The organism is Streptomyces sp. NPDC090741, assembly GCF_044769045.1.
Lineage (GTDB): Bacteria > Actinomycetota > Actinomycetes > Streptomycetales > Streptomycetaceae > Streptomyces.
The window spans coordinates 38,689-53,975 of record NZ_JBIVXF010000026.1 but is presented as its reverse complement, the minus strand read 5'-3'; the positions used below and the strand labels follow the sequence as shown (position 1 = coordinate 53,975).

Genomic DNA, 15,287 nt, shown 5'->3' with positions numbered 1-15,287 from the left:
TCCGTCAGCCGGCGAACGTCTCGCGGTAGACACTGGGCGGCACTCCGACGTGCGTCTTGAACAGCGCCCGGAAGTTGGCCGGGGTGCCCAGGCCGCAGTGGCGTGCGACGGCTTCGACGGTGAGGTCGCCGGATTCGAGGAGTTCGCGTGCGCGGGCCAGCCGGGCGTCGAGCAGCCACCGCATGGGCGGCAGGCCGGTGTCGGTGTGGAAGCGGCGGATCAGGGTGCGGCGGGACATGCCGGCCTGGCGCGCCAACTGGTCGACGGTAAGCGGCTGGTGAAGGTTGCGCAGGGCCCAGTCGTACAGCGCAGCACCGCCGGACGGCTCCGGTCGCACCGGCAGGTCGATGAACGGGCTCTGGCCGCCGGTACGGTGCGGTGCGGCCACCAGCAGGCGGGCCTGCTGGTTCGCCGGGCGGGGGCCGTGGTCGCGGCGGATGAGGTGGAGGCACAGGTCCAGGCCGGAGGACACGCCGCCCGAGGTGAGCACCTGGCCCTCGTCGACGTACAGATCCTCGGGCACGACCGTCACCCGGGGGTACCGCCTGGCCAGCGCCTGCGCGTACAGCCAGTGCGTGGTGGCCCGGCGGCCGTCGAGCAGACCGGCGGCGGCGAGGGCGAACGCACCGGTGCAGATGGACACCATGCGGGCGCCACGGGCTGCCGCCCCCGCCAGCGCGGCGGTCACCTCGGCGCCGGGCGCGTCCGGCTCCAGGTAGCCCGGGACGATCACGGTGTCGGCGGACGCCAGGGCGTCCAGACCGTGCGCGACGGACAGCGCAGGGCCGCCGTGCATCGGGACGGGGCCGGGCCGCTCCGCGCAGACCGTGAGCGCGTACGGGCCGTCCCGCCAGCTCCCGAAGACCTGCATCGGGATCCCGATGTCCAGCGCGAGGACGTTTTCGAGGGCCACCACGACCACGCGGTGTGCCCCGCCTGATGTCCGACCCGTCATGGCACGATTCTATCGCCTCATGGCATGGGTGACACTGACGGTTGGGTCCCATACACGCCTACGGTCGCCTCATGGACACTGAACCCCGCCTCCTGCCGGCGCTCCTGGACACACCCGTCGCCCGTGCCGCCGTCGAGCTCGTCCGGTCGAGCGAGAGCGAGCCGGTCGCGAACCACAGCATCCGCAGCTACGTGTTCGCCGCGCTGCTGGCCGAAGACGAAGGGCTGAGGCCCGGCATCGACTTCGACGCCGAACTCCTCTTCCACGCCTGCGTCCTGCACGACCTCGGGGCCTCGCCGTCGGCCCCGGGCCAGGCGCGCTTCGAGGTCGAAGGAGCCGACATGGCCGCCCGGTTCCTCACCGAGCACGGCTACGGCGCCGACAAGACCGACCCGGTGTGGGAGGCGATCGCCCTGCACACCTCGGACGGCATCGCGGAGCGCCGTGGCGTGCTGACCTACCTCACCCGCCGGGGCATCGGCGCCGACATCGGCTTCGGCACCGAGTTCGTCACCGACGCCCAGGGCGAGGCGCTCCACGGCCGCTACCCGCGGCTGGACATGGCCACCGTGCTGGTCGACGACATCGTGCGGCAGGCCGCCCGCTCCCCGCAGGCCGGCGCCCGCTACACCGTCCCCGGAGAATTCCTCCGCGAACGCGGCGAACCCGGCGCCGTGACCGCCCTCGAACTCGCGGCGCGTGCCTCCCGCTGGGGCTCCTGACGCCGCCCCCGCGCCGCAGGGCGGCCGGTCGCCCCCGGACACTCCCGACGCGCCGCCGCACACCAGATCCACGCACTGCCGGGGCGCCCGCCTGGCTGATGACCTGGGCGCGGTCCCACGGGTGCAGGCCGGCGACACCGTCCACGGACGAATACGGCGGCGGTCAGTGGTGAGGAGTCGGCCGGCCCGACCGATGCGGTCCCGCCGCGCAGACGCCGGCGCGGCACGGGCAGCGGCAATCCACATGATCCTGCTCCCTGGCGGCGCGCATGCGGCTCATGAGACCGAGCCGATCGTCGGCCGGCCGGCCGCGCACGACGGCCGGGTATGGATCCAGACCCGGCGCGGCGCCTTGGTCCAGGACCGCTTCCCCGATCTCGTCACGGCCGCCGCCGCCGCGCTCGTCATCGCGGGCCACCCGGCCGCAATTGGGGCTTCGGCAGCCGGCCTGCTCGGCCGGCGGTTGCCCGATGGCCCGAGGTCGCTGTCAGAGTGCACTCCGTCGCGGCCCCGTGCGTCCGGCCGGGACGGGCAACGGTCGCGCCCTAGTGTGGGTTCGGAACGATCCGGGCATACCGCCAGGATCCCGGTCTTTCGGAGGCGTCTCACCATGACCGTCGCAATCCCCGAACTCACCGGGGACTACGTCCTCGACCCCGCCCACACCCGGATCGGCTTCGTCGCCCGCCACGCCATGGTGACCAAGGTCCGCGGCGCGTTTCACCAGTTCGAGGGCACCGCCCACCTGGACGGCGCCGATCCGGCCCGATCCACCGCCCAAGTGGTGATCAAGACCGAGAGCATCGACACCGGCGTCGAGCAGCGCGACCAGCACCTGCGCACCAACGACTTCCTGGACGCTCCCAGCTTCCCCGACATCACCTTCCGCAGCACCTCGGTCGAGCCTCGCTCGGATTCCGAATACCGCGTCACCGGCGACCTGACCATCAAGGACACCACCCGCCCGGTCACCGTCGACTTCGAGTACACCGGCAATGCCGTCGACCCCTACGGCAACCTGCGGGTCGGCCTGGAAGGATCGGTGACCGTCTCCCGCAAGGATTTCGGCATCACCTGGAACGCGGCCCTGGAAGGCGGCGGAGTCCTGGTCGGCGACAAGGTCGTCCTGGAGTTCGACATCTCCGCGATCAAGCAGGGCTAGCAGCGCCTGACCGGCCGGCGCACCAGGTCGGCGGCGCCACCACACGGGGAAGTGACCATGCGCCGCGCGCGGATCCGTACCCGCGCGCGGCGCCCAGCTCCCGCAGTGAGACCCGCCCGTCAGCTCCAGCCGTCAGCTCCGGCCGGTGGCGAGGGCCTTGGCCGCCTTGAGGCGGCCAGGGGCCGGCGCATCGGTGGCGCCCGCACCCACGCCCCGGGGTGGCGTCCCGGCCCCGGATCTTCGACGCGACCTGCCTCCGCCGGGAGTCGCCAGGGCGGACCGCGATCCCGAAATGGGACTCCTTGGCGGGCGTGGAGTCCCCGCCCCACTGAACCACGCCCTCCAAGTCGGCCAGGATGTCCCTCACCACCACCGGCTCGTGCGGAGGAGCCCGTCCTGGGCGCCGAGCGGGTAGCGCAGCGGGCGGATCGCGATCGCGGTGCCCGAGAGGTGGTTGCTCTCGTACGGGGCTGTCACCTCGCGGTGCGACGTGTGCCCGGTGACCTCGCCGTCGCGCAGCGCGTCGATTTCGTAGTGGAAGCGGCGCACCACATGGGTGAGCACGGTCGCCACGTCCCCGGCGACCGCCGAGAAGTGCACCCCGCCCGTGCCTTCGACCCGGTGGACCGGAGCCGAGGCGAGCACCTGCCAGCCGTTGGCGCCGGTCTTCCCCTTCCATGTCTTCGCGGCGGGGCCCGCCGCGGCGCGCCCGCTTGAGGGCCTTGGTGGTGGCGGGGCCGAACCGGCCGTCCTCTTCGAGGTAGGTCACGCCGTCGAAGTGGCACCCGTTCAGGGTCTTCTGGAGTTCGCGGACGCCGTTGCCGGTGTTGCCCGAGCGCGGGCTGCAGTAGTTGCTGCCGGAATCGCTGACCGGGACCCCGGTGGCGTAACCGGCCGCGTCGACGTAACCGAAGCCCTGCGTGCAGACCGGCGACGCGGCGGACGCCGTGGTCACGCTGGTGGTGAGTGCGCTCAAGTGCGCTTCATGAGTGGGATCCCCTTGTGGAGCATGGCCGGATCGAGCGGCCGGATCGTGCGGCTGGAGGGCGGCGAGCCGAAAACTAACACCCCGCTTCCGGCCTCCGCCGCCCCCTCCGCAGGGCCTTCCCGGCCTTCTCAACGGGGCGGGAAGGGCTGGTGACGTGTCGCACCCGGCCTTCCGGGCCCTGTGAAGGCCGCTTCCCACGCTGTCCCAGAGACGCCCCGAGCCCTGTCCCGTCCTGCCCACCGGGCGGATCAGGGCTCGCGGACGAGGGCTGGACCTCACCGAGCGGCGAGCATCCGGGCATACGTGTCGTGCTCCATCCGGATCGTCGCCGGACCTTGTTCACGCCCGTCTGTGGCAGGGTCGATCCTCATGGATTGCACTTTCTGCCGGCTCATCGGCGAAGAGACTGCCCGGTGGGTTGCGCGCGGATCCGTGGCCTGCGCATTCACTCCGTTGGACCCTCTGGCACCGGGCCACACTCTCGTCGTGCCGACGCTCCACTACGCGGACGTCTTCGACACTCCGCCCGATGTTCTCGCCGCGACGATGGCGCTGGTCCAGCGGGTGGCCGGGGCCATGCGGACCGCCTTGAACGCCTCCGGGGTGAACATCCTGAGCGCCAGCGGCCCGGGGTCGGAGCAGTCGGTGCTCCACCTTCACTTCCACGTCGTTCCGCGGTGGGCGGACGACGGCATCTCAACCTGGCCGTCCGGGCGATCTGCCCGCCACGTCACCGGCGACCCGGGGCAGCGACTTGCCGACGTCTTGGCTCCCTGGCACGAGCACAGAAGCTGAGCCACAACCCGAGTTCCGACGGCAGCGGCTTGTCCTCGTGGGCCGGGTGTGACAGCAGCCTGCCGTCGAGAACGACGTCTTTCCCGCCACCGTTCGGCTGGGGAGGTGTCCCCGCAGGGCGGGCCCCGGCATACCACCGGGGCACTGCCGAAGGGCTACCGCGGCTCCGCGGGACCCGAGTTCAACAGGTCCGTCATGTGCTCCTGCAGCTCCTGCCAGTGCTCCCGGCGCCCCGCGAATTCGGACGTCACCGCCGGGCGCCAGATGTTCGGCCGCGCCGAACTCCCGCTCCTCCGCAAACGGGTACTCCTCACCGCCGCCCTCTGACGGCCCTGCTCAGGCAGGACGAAGAAGCCGTCGGAGTACGTACTCCGACGGCCGGCAGAGGGCTCGAACGACGACGTTGGTGACGAGGAAGTACCCCGGGCTCACCCAACCGTCTTCTTTGCCCGCGAGACCCGGACCGTCCTCGCGGTAGTAACGAAGCAACATGCGGCGGCGCGGCGGCGCAAAGGAGCCCCGGCCACGAGCAGGACCGGAGCGGCAACGACTGCACCGACCGTCGCGGCGAGCCGGCCGGCCCGGACCCTGACGACGTTCTCCATCCGCATCGCTCCAGTCTGCCGATCAGAAGAGACTCGTCCACTGCGTCCACTGCCCTCACGGAATGTGTGCACCACCCGCCGCGAAGCCGACGTCCACCCCATCGAGAGCGCCCGCACCCGGTAGTCGCCGCGGCCGTACGTCTCCTGCACCCCGGTCAGGCCGACGAACCCGCCCGCGCTCGCCGCGCCGACGCCAACTGACGGCTGGGCGCGCGCCCGCGCCCGCGCGCCCTACGTGATCCCGCTCGACTGCTCGGTGGAGCGCGAGCGCCGATGGGATGCGACTCGTTCCCGGGTTGCGCATCGCCGGGAGCAGTAGCGGCGCTCCGGGCCGCTGCCCTGCGTGATGAAGACGTTCTGGCAGCTGGGTGAGGCGCAGATCCTGCCGGGCGGGCGCTGGCGGTCCCAGACGAGGACGGTCAGGGCCATGCAGGACGAGGCCAGGAGCCACTCGTCCCAGGGCGCGTCGTCGTCGTGGTCGAGGTGGGGATGCCAGGGGGCGCTGCCGTCGTGTGAGGTCAGGCGCAGCGGTCCGGTGTGTTCCTGCAGGAGACGGTTGAGGCCGGCCGCGGCGCCATCGGCGTGCTCGGCGGCGAAGACCTGCCGGAGCAAGGCGGCGGCTGCGCGCATCCCGGCGACATCGCGGGCGGTGAGGTCGATGGGGTCTGGCTCACCGTATGCGCGCAGCACGGCGGCGACTTCCGCCGGGTCGGGGCAGTCGCCGGCGAGGGCGTTGATCAGGGCTGCGGTCCGCTGAGCCGTGGTCAGCACAGAGTGCCGGGTGGACCAGTCGTCGCTGTTGGTGGACACAGACGGAATGTAACGCACCTTGCTGAGTTTTGAGTTACCTCCGTAACGTCTCGGCAATGGAAAACCGTTACTCACTCCGCCTGTATCTCGCCGGAGCAGTGCTGGCTCGTGCCGGGGACGAGATGTCAGGACCGGCGCTGATGCTGGCAGGATTCGCCCTGGCCGGATCGACCATCGAGGCGTCGTCGCTGCTCGCGGGCATCACGATCTCCGCAGCCGTAGGGGGGCCGGTGCTCGGGACGCTCCTCGACAGAGCAGCACGGCCGGGACGCCTGCTGGCCGGGGCCCTCGTCATGTATGCGGCGGGGCTGGGGACCATTCTCGTGGGCCTCAGTTCGTTGCCGTTCACCGTCACCATCCTGATCGCCATGGTGACGGGGCTGCTGGGGCCCGCCCTGTCGGGCGGATGGACGGCCCAACTGCCCCGCCTGGTAGACGGCGACCATCTGCCCCGGGCGAACGCGCTCGACTCCATGACGTTCAGCGTGGCGAGTCTGGCCGGTCCGGCTCTCGCCGGCGCAGTGGCGGAGGCGCTGGGAGCACCGACGGCCGTGGTGGTCTCCATGATGCTCATCGCCCCGGCACTGCCCGCCGCGTGGATGCTGCCCGCCCGTCCCGATCGAGCGCGGGGCGCTCGGACAACCTTGGTGATCAGCGACCTTGCTGCCGGACTGCGGGTCATCGTCGGAAGGCCGTCCCTGGCCCGAGCGACCCTCACCTCGGTCGTCTCCTGTGTCGCTCAGGGCATGCTGACGGCGTGCGTCCCGCTCCTGGGCGAGCGTGTCCTGGGCGGAGCCGGCCGCGGCGCGGTGCTGCTCTCCTGTACGGCGGTCTCCGCACTGCTGGCCAACGCCGTACTCGCCCAGTTCCCGCGTTCGGTCGCCCCCGACACGATCATCTGGGCCAGCGCCCTCGTCCAGGCTGTCGCGCTGGCCTTGGCCACGTGGAGTCAACCCGTCGTGCTCATCGTGGCCGTACTCATGGCGGGGATCGGTGAAGGCCCCCAACTGGCCGCCTTGTTCGCCATCCGTCACCGGGAGGCCCCAGAACACCTGCGCGGCCAGATCTTCACCACCGGCGCCAGCCTGAAGATCACCGGATTCGCCTCGGGGGCGGCGATCGCCGGATCGGTCGTGATCTGGTCCCTCCCAGGTGCCTTGGCACTCGCAGCCAGTGTGGCGGCCCTCGCGGCCCTGGCTTTCTCCGCGATCCCGTCGGCTACCACGGCCGGCCCTGAACGATCGGTCAACCTTCGATGACCCGCTCTACCTTCGCTGCTCCCGCTCACTGGCCAACTGTCGAACGAGATGGCTCGTCTGCGGCGGGATCCGCTGCGTGGCCCTGGCCGGAATGAGGACGCAAGAGGCAGTGGCTGCGCGCCGCTGACGGAACGATTATGCGGCTGGTGGGCTCACAGGGTGGCACCAGCGGCAGCTGGTGGATGAGTGTCCATCGTTCGACTGGCATACGCACACTTCCGGACGCGCGTGCGCATGATCTGGCCGCCCCTCGGTGAAGCTCGTGGCGTCCGGCAGTCGCCGTTGTCACAAAGGGAAAGGCAGCAAACGTCCATGTTGATCGTCCAGCTCGCCCTCGTGTCAGAGACTCGAACCAACCAGATCAGCCCCTCGCAGCTCACCCGGGTGGCCGCTGCCCTGCAGAAGCAGGCGACCCGCGATTTCGGGCCCCTCTGGGACGTCAACGCGACCGTGGACGCCTTCGACAGACTTGAGGACGTTCCCGTCGGGTACTGGCCGCTGATCGTGGTCGACGACGTCCCCGACGCGGCCGGGTACCACACGGATGAGAACGGACAGCCGTTCTCCCTGATCGAGTTCGGCGCGAGCTGGTCGCTGACGGCGAGCCACGAAATGCTGGAGATGTGCGCCGACCCGTTCGGGAATCGTCTGGTGGCCGGCAAGTCTCCCCACCCGGACCAGGGCATGGTGGAGTTTCTGGTGGAGGTCTCCGACCCTTCGGAGGCCGAGGAGTTCGGCTACACCATCAACGGCATGCTCGTCTCGGATTTCTTCACGCCGAGATTCTATGATCCGGTCCCTGTCGAGGGTGCCCGCTACAGCTTCGGCGGTCACATCAAGAAGCCCAGGCAGGTGCTGCGCGGCGGATACATCAGCTGGCGCGAGCCGGTCTTGGACGAGTGGTGGCAGCAGACCTGGTTCAAGGGTAACGAACCGACGTTCCGCAGCCTGGGAAGCCTGACCGGCAGCGGCAGCCTCCGCGCGGCCATCGATGCCAAGACCAAGACCGTCAGCCGCCTCGCCGCCAGCGGTCCGGCCTCCAAGTCGTACAGCGCCGCGAAGGCACTTACGGCGCGGGCCAAGGAGTCCACCAACGCCCGGGCCGAAGCGTGGCGCGTCCAGATCGAGAGCCTGAAGGCCTCGAACCCCGCCGCAAAGGCCTGGAAGGGGAAGGGCAAAGGGAAGGGGACGGGGAAGTGAGGGTGGCCGAACCCGCACACCGCCGTCGGCCGCTCCGTCAGGGAGGTCGTCGTGAGCGATGACGCTCAGCAGCGCAAGGCCCGCGCGGACAAACTGCGTCAGAAGATCCGTCGGCCCGAGCCCGGTTCGTCGGGTCCGGACCCGGCGGACGAAGAGCCGTCGGAGGGGGAGAGCCTGAAAGAAGGCGTCGAGCGCCGCATGCGAGAACTGGACGAAGCCGATCGCGAGGACCACCCACCGCCCTCGGACGACGACAGGTGATCCGGCGCCGGCCCGAGCAGCAGAGCGAGCAGGGGGTCGGCACACCGAGCACAGGGCCTGGCCGTCGGCGAACTGCGCGCCGCCGGCCGTGAAGTGGACGCCGAAGTGCGGCGCCGCCCCATGGGGAGAGGGTGGCACCGGGGCCGACGGTCAGCGCGCTCGACAGGTCGCAATCGGCCTCGGCCAGCCCGGTCAGCAGGCCGGTCTGCCAGCCGATCCCGGCGGCGCGTCCGCCGCCCGGAACGACAGCCGTCCCGCCCATCCTCACGCCGCCTCGGTGGTCATCCGGCGATGGCCCGGACGACCTGTCGCCGGGTGGCCAGGCGGCGGGCGAGGACGGCCGTCACCCGGTTCATGCGTCCGGCGATGACGCTGGGCGGCGGGTTCCTTCGGCCCAGGGCGGCCAGTGCGGTGCGGACCACGTCGGCAGGTGCGGCGAGCTAGCTTCCTGTCCTCTGACAACGGACCTGGACTATTTGTCATTGAAGTTGGACCGGTGACGCAGGCGGCACGGGCACCATAACTGTCATGGACCTTTCCGGCGTTGCCGCAGCGTTTGCTCTGCTCAGCATCCCCGCAAGTGTGCTGATCGCTCGTTGGCAGATGCGCACTGCGCTGACGCAGTCGGAGGCGAACCATCGAGCTGCAATGGAGGTGGCGGAGGCCAGCCACCGGGCCGCGTTGGAGATCGTTGACGCCAACCACCAGAAGGCCAATGAGGCCGCAGAGGCGAACCACAGGAGGGCTCTGGAGCTCGCGGTTGAGAGCCATCGCAGCGCCATCGAGGTGGCCGGTCAACAAGGAAACGCCGAGCACCGACGGTGGATGGTGGAGACGAGGAGCGCTGAGTACAGGAACTTTGAGAACACCTTGGCAGAGTTCCGCCGAGCCTTCCTGGCCCGTCAAGCTGGTAGCGAGCACCTCGTTGACGTCCTTGCAGAGCTTCATCGAAGTCGGTACTACATCGGTCATCTGGGGTCTGACGACGTCATCAGCATCGTTGAACGCATCGACCTGCTGTGCCAAACGCTCGCGGTGCATGTCGAGCTGGGCGAGCGTGCCGAGTGGTGGCGAACGAGGGTTAGGCCGCTGAGGGCGGAACTGAGCGAGGCGGTCAAGAGATCACTCATTGGTTCCTAAGAGCCCACCGCTCCCAGGTCAGGAGCATGTAGTCCATCTTCGCTGGCAAACGGTCCGGGCTCAGTGTCAGAGGACACTTCCGCCGGCGGCCCGGTCGGTGCCCACGACGTCGAAGAACTCGGTTCTCTGTTCGATGAAGGCGCGGCTGATGTCGGCGACCGCGGTCACGTCGACGGCGATCTCCTGGCGCAGCCGTACCGGATCCGCCTGGTGGAAGGGGCCGAAGCCGGCGAACCCGGCGTTGTTGATCACGCTGGTGGCCTGCAGGCCGAGCTGGTCCAGTTGCCGGGCCAGCGCCTGCCCGGGGCCGGCGATGGCCAGATCCATCGCCGGCACGTGCACCTGGACCCGGTGGTGCGCGCTCAGCTCGGCGGCCGGCTCCTCCAGGCGTTCTCGGCGACGGGCGACCAGCACGAGGTCCGAGCCGCCGCCGCCGCCGCCGAGTTGGCCCGGCACCTGTTCAGTCATCTTCATGCACGTGGCCGCGTTCGCCCCCGTCGGTCGCCGGTCTGCCCTCCGGGGCCTACAGCTCGGTCCCTGAGAATCAGGGCGAGCTGACGCCCCGCCTCCTGAGGGCCGACCCGGCCACCGTCGGAGCGGTGCGCATCGACCCCGGCGACCGCAACGGCCACGCGGCAATCCGCGAGACCTTCTACGGCGACGTGGACGAGGCCACGGCGACGGCGGCGATCAGCCTGCTCAACACCGACAGTCCTCTCGGCATACCCGCCGAGGCCTTCACCGTGACTGCCGACCGGTACGGCACCGCGCCGCACACCTGCGTGGTCTGTCCGAGCGACAACCCGATCCCGGCAGCCCTGCAACGTCGCTTCGTACGCGAGATCGGCGCCGTCTCCATCGCGCCGACCACCGTCCTCGAACTCGACAGCTCGCACTCGCCGTTCCTGGTACAGCCGGCCGCCCTCGCAACCGCAATCGCAATCGCAACCGCACTCGCCGGACTCTGCAGGCGCGTCTGACACTTGATCAGACTCTCGCGTCGATGCTCGCCGTCGACCGTTGCGCCGACCGAGGGAGGCAGCATGACGTGGCTTGGGTGCATATCCGCAGTGTGGGTGCCGCTTCTGCTGATCGGCGCCGTGTTCGATGTACGGACCCAGCGAAGACTGCGGAAGGAGGGAATTCGAGTCCGGGGGACGGTCGTACGTGTGTCATCGGCACGCGGTCGCAACGCTGGTCGAGGGCCGCTTTGCTCGTGCTGCTCGCCGGGCTCTTCGCCGCCGTATGCGCGGTGCTCCTCCTGGGTCGTGTTTTTGGTGTTCTGATTTGCGCGAGCGAATGGGGAACCGTTCACGCACGGATGCGTGTCTCCAAGCGCACAGCAAGACGTGTCCGGGCGATCCCGGCTCGATCCGGAGTCGGCCTCCGCCGCCGCGCCGCGCCGCGACAACGGGTACCCGAGCGTCGTCCTGCCCGGCCGTGCCACGGAGCCGGCGCGGGTGGCCGCCGCCAAGCCGCGGCACGACGTCGACGGCGACGGCATCAGCGACATGCTCGTCATGGAGTACGACCAGAGCACGGGCGTCTACCTGTCGTCGAACTCGTCCTGGAGCGACTACGCGATCTACAAGACCGACCCCGAGGCCTCGTTCAAGGACCTGCTGCCGGTCGGCGACGTCGGCGGCACGACCAAGGCCGAGCTGCTCTCCCTCTCCTTCGACGGCGTTCTCACGCTCTACGAGACCGGCCTGCAAGGCACCTCCGCACCCCTGTGGTCCGGCAGTGGCTGGCAGAAGTACGACCGCCTCGTGGCCACCGGTGACGTGACCGGGGACCACCACCCCGATCTGCTGGCCCGCGACCACGCCGGCGACCTGTGGCTGTACACCGGCACCGGAAGCGTCAGCAAGCCCTTCAACACGCGGGTCAAGGTCGGCTCCGGCTGGGGGATGTACGACCAGATCGTCGGCGCAAGCGACGTCGACGGCGACGGCCTCGGCGACGTCCTCACCCGTACGCTGAGCGGCGAGCTGTGGTTCCACAAGGGGGCCGGCAGCGCCACCGCCCCGCTCAAGCCCCGCGTCAAGGTCGGCACCGGCTGGAACACCTACAACGTGATCAGCGGACCGGACGACGTCGACGGCGACGGCCTCAGCGACCTGCTCGCCCGCAACCGCGACGGCTTGCAGTACTTCTACAAGTCGATCGGCGGCGGCAAGTTCGCCGCCCCCACCTACTACGGCAGCGGGTGGGAACGGAACAAGTTCATAGTCGGTGCCGGCACCACGCAGCTCTACGGCAAGTCACAGAACCTCATGACCGAGGCCGACAACACCCTGGCCAAGTATTACGCCCTGGCCAACGGCGGCTACCTGACGCCGCCGACCGCGGTCGGCACCGAGACGCCCGGCTCCCGCAACACCTACGCCACGGGTCTCAACAGCCACAACCACGCCAGTTACGTGCAGAACATCGGCAGCGACCTGTACATCCGCGGTCAGAAGGTCAGCACGACGTGGAACTACACCCTCATGGTCGGCCCCGGTGACCTCACCGGCGACGGCAAGGGCGACCTGCTCAGCCGCGACTCCGCCGGCGTGCTGTGGCTGCACCCCGGCGACGGCGCGGTGGACACCAAGCTCGGCGCGCGCATCAAGGTCGGCACCGGCTGGAACGCCTACGACGCGCTCGTCGGCGCCGGCGACTACTCCGGCGACGGGCGGCCCGACGTGCTCGCCCGGGACACCAGCGGCCGGCTGTTCCTCTACAAGGGCACGGGGACGTCCACCGCGCCGTTCGCCGCCCGGGAGCAGGTCGCCACCGGCTGGAACGTGTACGACATGCTGGTCGTGCCGGGTGACATCGACGGCGACAGCAAGGGCGATGTGCTCGGCCGTCTCCCGAACGGCGACATGTACCTGTACACCTCAACGGGCAACGCCGGCACCGCGACCTTCACCGCCCGGGTGAAGTTCGGCATCGGCTGGAACATCTACAAGAACATGATCTGAGCTTGTTCTTTGTCTTCGGCGGTCTGCGGCTGGATCGGGCGGGCCCATGAAGGCGTCGAGCTCTTCGACGATCTCGCGGAGCTCGTGGGCTCCGCGAGGCGACATTGCTCGGATCACGCCGTCGAGTAGGGAACGGCCGTCGAGGGGGTTGCCGCAGCAGTACCAGTGCACGTTGCCGAACTCGGCGTCGTGCCAGAGCTCGCGCGTGGGCCGGTGGACGTAGTCCTTCCACAGGCGCAGTGCCGACCGGTCCGGGGTTCCGCCCTCCCCCTCGCTGACGGAGATGGTCTCCACGGACGACCGCGCGCGCTTCGACTACACGGACTGCCGGATGGGCCGCCCGGCGGCGATGGGGACGACCTGTTGGTCGTCCCCATCTTCGGTCGGTCCGACCGGTCGGGCAGCCGCGGGCAGGTGTTCTCGTTCCTGCTGCTCGACGGGCAGGGCGCGGCGCGGGGGAGGCTGGAAGGGATGCACCGCTACGAGAACAGTCCGTTCACCGGGCTCTGCTACACCGTGGTGGGCGACGCGTACCGGCTCGGGCCTTCCACCTCAACCGCCACGGCCTGTACGCGTGGGACGCCGAGGGGCGGATGCGGGCCCGGATCCCCACCGGGGACGCGCCCTTCACGGCGTCAGCCACTTCGCCCTGATGGGGTCTCGCGGGTACCGTCCGCCCGCTCCCTCCACGCGGGCTTGCCGTCGATGGTCCAGCCCTGCCTCGTGGTACGCCCCAGGGGATCGGTCACGGCGGTGACGCGCCCGTGGGGGCCGCGGCGGACGGACGTGGTGTGGCCGAGCGGATCTGTGACCGCCATGGGAAGACCGGCATCGTTGGTGGCGATGGCGGTGGTGTGGCCCAGCTCGTCCGTGACGCGGTTCAGGTGGCCGTGGACGTCGTACGCGTACTCGGTCCGGGCGCCCGCCGGGTCGACGGTCGACGTACGGTTGCCGCGAGCGTCGTAGGTATGACGCCACAGCGCACCGTCGGGCTCCCGTACTTCCACAGGCAGACCCAGCTCGTTGTACGCGGCTGCTCCGGTTGTGCCGTCCGGGCGCTGCACACTCAACAGGCGTCCGCAGTCGTCGTACGTGTAGCGGGTGACGTGGCCGAGGGGGTCCGTCACGGCGAGCCGAAGCCGGTTGGTCTCGTCCCACTCGGTGCGCGTCGTATTGCCCAGGGGGTCCGTCTCGGCGACGACCTTGTACGCCTCGTTGTAGACGTAGGTGCTCCGGTTGCCGAGGGAGTCGGTGTAGACCGTGGTGCGGGCCGCGTCGTCGTAGTGGAGGCGGCCGGTCATCATGCCGTCCGAGCCGACGGTCCGCAGCACACGCCCGTGCCGGTCGTAGACGTAGCCGAACTTCGTGCCGTTGCGGTCGGTCCAAGAGGTAATGCGGTGGCCGGCGCCGTACGCGTAGCGCAGCGACTGGCCAGTGGAGTTGACGACCTCGGTGAGGTCACCGGCCGCGCTGTAGCCGAAGGAGGCCAGGGTCACGCCGCGCTCGTCCGTGCCGGGGCTGAGCAGGCGCAGGGAGGTGACGCGCAGCTCGGCCGGGTCGGTGTCCACGGCGATGCGGTAGCCGCCGGAGTGGACGATGTGCTCAGGGTGGCCCTCCGCGGTGTACGCGATGGTGATGCGATGGTTGCAGCCCAGCGGGCGTTGTCCGTGCCGGAGCCCAGCTGCCTCCCACGAGCCCGCTAGCCGGATTTGGTCTGAACCCGGTCTTGGTGGGTCAGCGGGCGAGGGAGACGGCGAAGGGCTTGAAGCCGTGTCGGCGCAGGATGTGGGGCACGATCAGGATCATGGCCTCGGTGGCGCGGGCTGTGGTGATGCCGCCGAGGTCCTCGATCCGTTCGGGCTGCCAACCCAGGTCACCGAGCAGCCCGGTGACGGTCTTCTTCGCGTGTTCGTCGTCGCCCGAGAGATAGGCGGTCGGCGGGGTGGCCAGGGCTTCGGGAGCGGTCATGACCATGAACAGCATGGTGTTGAGGGTCTTGACCACATGGGTGTCGGGGAGCGCGGCCTGGAGCTTCTCGGCGAGGCTGCTGCCGGGATAGCACAGGTCGCCCGGCAGGCCGTCAGCGCCGTCTTGGGCGGGGTTGGAGACATCGATGAGGATCTTGCCGGCGAGTTCGGTGTTCAGGTCGGTGAGGCGGTCCAGGGAGCTGTCGCCGGGCGTTGCGTTGATCACGATGTCCGTGGTGCGGGCCGTGGTGCGCTGGTCGGCGAAGGCGATCCGCGGGGCGAGTCCGGTGGTACGGGCGGCGGTGTTTTCGGGGTTCCGGGTGCCGAGGGTGACGTGGTGTCCGGCTGCGGAGAGCTTTCGGGCGAGGTTGGTGCCGACGCGGCCGGCGCCCAGGATGCCGATGTTGGTCATGCGGTGATGCTCCTTGCGGTATCGGGTGGGAAGGGCGGA

The 15,287-nt window shown here is 70.0% G+C and carries 15 protein-coding genes and 2 pseudogenes; 9 read left to right on the top strand and 8 right to left on the bottom strand.

Annotated elements, in window-relative coordinates:
• Positions 1 to 4: 4 nt before the first annotated feature.
• A complete protein-coding gene (locus tag ACIQU4_RS40385) occupies positions 5 to 955 on the bottom strand; it encodes a GlxA family transcriptional regulator (protein ID WP_403742282.1) in 951 nt (316 codons plus the stop codon).
• Positions 956 to 1,026: 71 nt separating this feature from the next.
• Here ACIQU4_RS40385 and ACIQU4_RS40380 point away from each other — a divergent pair, with 71 nt between their 5' ends.
• Complete coding sequence (locus ACIQU4_RS40380) at positions 1,027 to 1,677, top strand: HD domain-containing protein (protein ID WP_403742279.1); 651 nt, start codon at positions 1,027 to 1,029, stop codon at positions 1,675 to 1,677.
• A gap of 610 nt (positions 1,678 to 2,287) precedes the next feature.
• Entirely contained in the window at positions 2,288 to 2,839 is a 552-nt protein-coding gene (locus tag ACIQU4_RS40375) for a YceI family protein (protein WP_403742276.1), read from the top strand.
• Positions 2,840 to 3,202: 363 nt separating this feature from the next.
• On the opposite strand, the gene ACIQU4_RS40370 is transcribed toward ACIQU4_RS40375, so the two are convergent.
• Both ACIQU4_RS40370 and ACIQU4_RS40365 read right to left on the bottom strand, forming a co-directional pair.
• Positions 3,203 to 3,484: a hypothetical protein gene (locus tag ACIQU4_RS40370; protein WP_403742333.1), complete on the bottom strand. Its 282-nt coding sequence runs from the start codon at positions 3,482 to 3,484 to the stop codon at positions 3,203 to 3,205.
• A gap of 115 nt (positions 3,485 to 3,599) precedes the next feature.
• Positions 3,600 to 3,794 (bottom strand): annotated as a pseudogene (locus tag ACIQU4_RS40365) (hypothetical protein); the annotation flags it as partial.
• A gap of 402 nt (positions 3,795 to 4,196) precedes the next feature.
• On the opposite strand from ACIQU4_RS40365, the gene ACIQU4_RS40360 reads away from it, so the two are divergent.
• Complete coding sequence (locus ACIQU4_RS40360) at positions 4,197 to 4,622, top strand: HIT family protein (RefSeq protein WP_403742273.1); 426 nt, start codon at positions 4,197 to 4,199, stop codon at positions 4,620 to 4,622.
• An 836-nt stretch (positions 4,623 to 5,458) separates the two neighbouring features.
• Here ACIQU4_RS40360 and ACIQU4_RS40355 read toward each other — a convergent pair.
• Positions 5,459 to 6,037, bottom strand: coding sequence for a CGNR zinc finger domain-containing protein (locus ACIQU4_RS40355; protein WP_403742270.1), 579 nt, complete (start codon positions 6,035 to 6,037; stop codon positions 5,459 to 5,461).
• A gap of 56 nt (positions 6,038 to 6,093) precedes the next feature.
• On the opposite strand from ACIQU4_RS40355, the gene ACIQU4_RS40350 reads away from it, so the two are divergent.
• From ACIQU4_RS40350 to ACIQU4_RS40340, 3 genes are all read left to right on the top strand, one after another.
• Positions 6,094 to 7,296, top strand: coding sequence for an MFS transporter (locus tag ACIQU4_RS40350; RefSeq protein WP_403742267.1), 1,203 nt, complete (start codon positions 6,094 to 6,096; stop codon positions 7,294 to 7,296).
• Positions 7,297 to 7,482: 186 nt separating this feature from the next.
• Positions 7,483 to 8,496 (top strand): hypothetical protein, encoded by a 1,014-nt coding sequence (locus ACIQU4_RS40345; protein WP_403742264.1) that lies wholly within the window; start codon positions 7,483 to 7,485, stop codon positions 8,494 to 8,496.
• Between the two features lie 51 nt (positions 8,497 to 8,547).
• Complete coding sequence (locus ACIQU4_RS40340; RefSeq protein WP_403742262.1) at positions 8,548 to 8,757, top strand: hypothetical protein; 210 nt, start codon at positions 8,548 to 8,550, stop codon at positions 8,755 to 8,757.
• Positions 8,758 to 9,038: 281 nt separating this feature from the next.
• Here the strand turns inward: ACIQU4_RS40340 and ACIQU4_RS40335 are convergent, their stop codons facing one another.
• On the bottom strand, positions 9,039 to 9,179 hold the full coding sequence (locus ACIQU4_RS40335) for a hypothetical protein (RefSeq protein ID WP_403742259.1): 141 nt from the start codon (positions 9,177 to 9,179) through the stop codon (positions 9,039 to 9,041).
• Between the two features lie 106 nt (positions 9,180 to 9,285).
• Here ACIQU4_RS40335 and ACIQU4_RS40330 point away from each other — a divergent pair, with 106 nt between their 5' ends.
• Complete coding sequence (locus ACIQU4_RS40330; RefSeq protein ID WP_403742255.1) at positions 9,286 to 9,897, top strand: hypothetical protein; 612 nt, start codon at positions 9,286 to 9,288, stop codon at positions 9,895 to 9,897.
• A gap of 66 nt (positions 9,898 to 9,963) precedes the next feature.
• On the opposite strand, the gene ACIQU4_RS40325 is transcribed toward ACIQU4_RS40330, so the two are convergent.
• Positions 9,964 to 10,371 (bottom strand): SDR family NAD(P)-dependent oxidoreductase, encoded by a 408-nt coding sequence (locus tag ACIQU4_RS40325; RefSeq protein ID WP_403742253.1) that lies wholly within the window; start codon positions 10,369 to 10,371, stop codon positions 9,964 to 9,966.
• Between the two features lie 125 nt (positions 10,372 to 10,496).
• Here ACIQU4_RS40325 and ACIQU4_RS40320 point away from each other — a divergent pair, with 125 nt between their 5' ends.
• Together ACIQU4_RS40320 and ACIQU4_RS40315 are read left to right on the top strand one after the other, a co-directional pair.
• Positions 10,497 to 10,877 carry a hypothetical protein gene (locus ACIQU4_RS40320; protein WP_403742250.1) on the top strand — a complete coding sequence of 127 codons (381 nt, stop codon included), beginning with the start codon at positions 10,497 to 10,499 and terminating at the stop codon, positions 10,875 to 10,877.
• Between the two features lie 369 nt (positions 10,878 to 11,246).
• Positions 11,247 to 12,869 carry an FG-GAP repeat domain-containing protein gene (locus ACIQU4_RS40315; RefSeq protein ID WP_403742247.1) on the top strand — a complete coding sequence of 541 codons (1,623 nt, stop codon included), beginning with the start codon at positions 11,247 to 11,249 and terminating at the stop codon, positions 12,867 to 12,869.
• 635 nt (positions 12,870 to 13,504) lie between these two features.
• On the opposite strand, the gene ACIQU4_RS40310 is transcribed toward ACIQU4_RS40315, so the two are convergent.
• Together ACIQU4_RS40310 and ACIQU4_RS40305 are read right to left on the bottom strand one after the other, a co-directional pair.
• A complete protein-coding gene (locus ACIQU4_RS40310; RefSeq protein WP_403742245.1) occupies positions 13,505 to 14,437 on the bottom strand; it encodes a hypothetical protein in 933 nt (310 codons plus the stop codon).
• Between the two features lie 166 nt (positions 14,438 to 14,603).
• Positions 14,604 to 15,251 (bottom strand): annotated as a pseudogene (locus tag ACIQU4_RS40305) (NADPH-dependent F420 reductase); the annotation flags it as partial.
• Positions 15,252 to 15,287 lie beyond the last annotated feature (36 nt).